Source organism: Burkholderia sp. LMG 13014, from assembly GCF_905232215.1.
GTDB lineage: Bacteria > Pseudomonadota > Gammaproteobacteria > Burkholderiales > Burkholderiaceae > Burkholderia.
In genome coordinates this window covers 1-2,836 of the sequence record NZ_CAJNKE010000689.1, presented here as the reverse complement: position 1 = coordinate 2,836, position 2,836 = coordinate 1, and the positions used below count along the sequence as shown (strand labels likewise).

Genomic DNA, 2,836 nt, shown 5'->3' with positions numbered 1-2,836 from the left:
TCGAGCAGACGGTAGGCCTGCAGCGCGGTGGAGACGCTGATGCGCTGCTGTTCGCTGACGGCACGCACGGACGGCAGCCGCGTGCCGGGTGCCAGCGTACCGTTCTCGATCATGCCGACGATGAGGTCGGCCAGTTGCCTGTAGCGAAATGACGTTTGCGTTTCCATGGGACACCAGCGCAGGGGAGTGTCCGATTATCGACCGTTCGGCGCGTGCGCGCCACGCAGAATTGTGTTGGTCCAATCGACGAAAAATTGTGGCTGTTATGGTTTTTGGGCGAGCGCTACGATGGCTGTGTTTCGATCCTTCGATCGGCCATTGTGAGGCTTGCCCATGCAGACGACTCAAGCGTATTCCAGTGAGTGGCGCGGACGATTTCCGCACAACGAAATCATCTCGCTGCTCGACGTGAACCGGACCTTCAACCTGGCGGAGAGCACGTCGCAAGACCTGACGGTCGGTGAACTGCTGGATCTGGCCGGTGTCGAGGCGGTCCGTCACCTGAAGCTCGGCTACAGCCAGTCGGCGGGGGCTGCCGTGCTGCGCGATGCGATTGCCGATACCTGCGATGTGCCGGCCGCGCAGATCGTGACGACGCAAGGCACCGCGCTCGGGCTGTTTCTGCTGGCCTATGAAGTGTGCCGGCCCGGCGACGAGGCCGTGCTCGCGACGCCGTGCTTTCCGCCGAGCCGCGACTGCCTGGTCGGCGCCGGCGCAACGGTGCGAGAAGTGCGGCTGTCGTTCGAGGCCGGCTACCGGCTGGACCTTGCGCAGTTCGACGCGAGCCTGTCGTCGAAGACGCGGCTGGTCAGCATCGCGTCCCCGCAGAATCCGGGCGGCGTCCAGGCATCGCGCGCCGAGATCGATGCATTGCTGGCGTTGATGGCGCAACGGTGTCCGGACGCGATACTGTTCATCGACGAGACCTATCGCGAAGCGACTTATGGCGATGCCGCCGTGGCAGCCAGTTTCGCGGGTGTCGATCCACGTGTCGTCACGGGTTCATCGGTGTCGAAAGCGCTGGGCGCACCCGGTCTGCGGACGGGGTGGCTCACGGTGGCCGACGCGGGGCTTCGGGCGCGTCTGCTCGTCGCGAAGCTGAATACGGTGATCTCGGGTTCGGTGCTCGACGAGACGCTCGCGGCAACCGTGTTGCGCAACCGCGAGCACGTGCTCGCGCCTCGCCGCCGGCTGCTTGCCGGCGCGCTCGATATCGTGTCGGGCTGGTGCGAGCGTGAACGTGCGCGGGTGGAGTGGGTGCGGCCCGACGCGGGCGCACTGTGCTGCGTGCGGTTGCGTCAGGATGCTTTCGACGAGCCGGCCGTGTCGCGCTTCTGGCAGGTCCTGGCCGACCATGACGTACAGCTCGCATCGGGCGCGTGGTTCGGCGAAAGCAGCCGCGTGTTCAGGCTTGGGTTCGGTTATCTTCCGCTGGAGCGCCTGCCGCGTGCGTTGTCGGCGCTGTCGCAGGCGATGGATGCAGCGGCTGCATGAAGCGGGTGCCCGGCGTCCGGGCGCGGCGCACATCATTGAACGTCAGGAGTGACACCATGAAGGTAAGGATTGCGTACATCGAGGAGCCGCCGTTCTACTGGACGGCGGAAGACGGTACCGTGACCGGCGCGGATATCGAACTGGCCGAGAGGGTGCTGCGCGCGATCGGCGTGACGGAAATCGAATATCACCCGACGTCGTTCGACGCGCTGCTGCCGGGTGTGCAGGCCGGGCGCTGGGACATGAACGTGCCGATCTTCGTGACGGCCGAACGGGCGCGGCACGTGACGTACAGCGTGCCGGTGTGGGCGATCGGCGACGGATTCGTGCTGCAGGCCGGCAACCCGAAGCGGCTGACGAGCTACGCGGCTGTCGCGGCCCGCGGCGATGCGCGGCTGGGCTGCGTGACCGACCAGGTGCAGATCGATTCGGCAAAGGCGGCCGGTGTGAGCGACGACCGGATCGTCATCTTCAAGGATCAACCCGACGCCGTGGCTGCGTTGCTGGCGGGGCAGGTCGACGCGTTCGCGAGCACCGCGATCGGGGCCCGCGTGGTCGCCGACACGGACGAGCGGCTGGAGGCCGTCTCGCACGAGCGTGACGCGGGTGCGGCCGTGCCGGTCGGCGGGTTTTCGTTCAGCAAGAACAGCGACGCGCTCGTGCAGGCCGTGAACGCGAAGCTGCGCGAGTATCTCGGCTCGGCCGATCATCGCGAGCGGATGGCGAAGTATGGCTTCACGCGGGCGGAAATCGACGGCGTGGTGGAGAGCGGTGGCGCGAAGTCGTAATGCCGTGCGCGGCGTCGACCGTCCGCACGGTCGACGCCACCTGCGTGATCACGTAGCCGCAGCCTGCGTCAGCCGCTCGACGAACCAGTCGCAGACGACCGCGGTTCGCTCGGACGCGTGGTTGTAGATCGTGTGCTCGCCGTCCGGCCAGACCCTGAGCGTTGCATCGCCGGACGTCGCCGCATCGAGAAACGGCTGCTGGTCGTCGAGCCGGATCAGCGGATCCTCACCGCCGTGCAGCACCAGCAGCGGACACGCGATGCGGTCGCGTTCGGACGAGAAGCTCATCCGCGCGAAGTTCGCCGCGACCGCGTCGGGATCGTCGTTACCGAGCATCGCCGCGGCCTGTTCGACGAACGTGCGGAACGGCAGCAGCGTTGGCGCCGCGAGGGCGCCGTTCACGCAACAGGCGGCGATCCGGCGGTCGCTCGCAGCAGTCGAAGCGGCCCACAATCCGCCGATGCTGTTCCCCCAGATGCCGATCGGCCCGGGCACGCGATCGGCGACGTGATCGACGAAGCGACGATACGCGGCGCTCATGTCGACGTCGACGA

4 protein-coding genes are annotated in these 2,836 nt (G+C 67.1%); 2 read left to right on the top strand and 2 right to left on the bottom strand.

Translation table 11 applies throughout. The annotated features are described in order from the left end of the window. Positions 1 to 167, bottom strand: a 167-nt coding sequence (locus JYJ84_RS33150) for a GntR family transcriptional regulator (RefSeq protein WP_205190017.1), incomplete at its 3' end; no start/stop codon positions are given. A 166-nt stretch (positions 168 to 333) separates the two neighbouring features. On the opposite strand from JYJ84_RS33150, the gene JYJ84_RS33145 reads away from it, so the two are divergent. Then, positions 334 to 1,494, top strand: a complete 1,161-nt coding sequence (locus JYJ84_RS33145) for a pyridoxal phosphate-dependent aminotransferase (RefSeq protein ID WP_175221341.1) — start codon at positions 334 to 336, stop codon at positions 1,492 to 1,494. A 56-nt stretch (positions 1,495 to 1,550) separates the two neighbouring features. Further along, on the top strand, positions 1,551 to 2,282 hold the full coding sequence (locus JYJ84_RS33140; protein ID WP_175221342.1) for a transporter substrate-binding domain-containing protein: 732 nt from the start codon (positions 1,551 to 1,553) through the stop codon (positions 2,280 to 2,282). A 48-nt stretch (positions 2,283 to 2,330) separates the two neighbouring features. On the opposite strand, the gene JYJ84_RS33135 is transcribed toward JYJ84_RS33140, so the two are convergent. Then, positions 2,331 to 2,836 (bottom strand): S9 family peptidase (locus JYJ84_RS33135; RefSeq protein WP_205190016.1); only part of this gene is annotated, 506 nt, incomplete at its 5' end.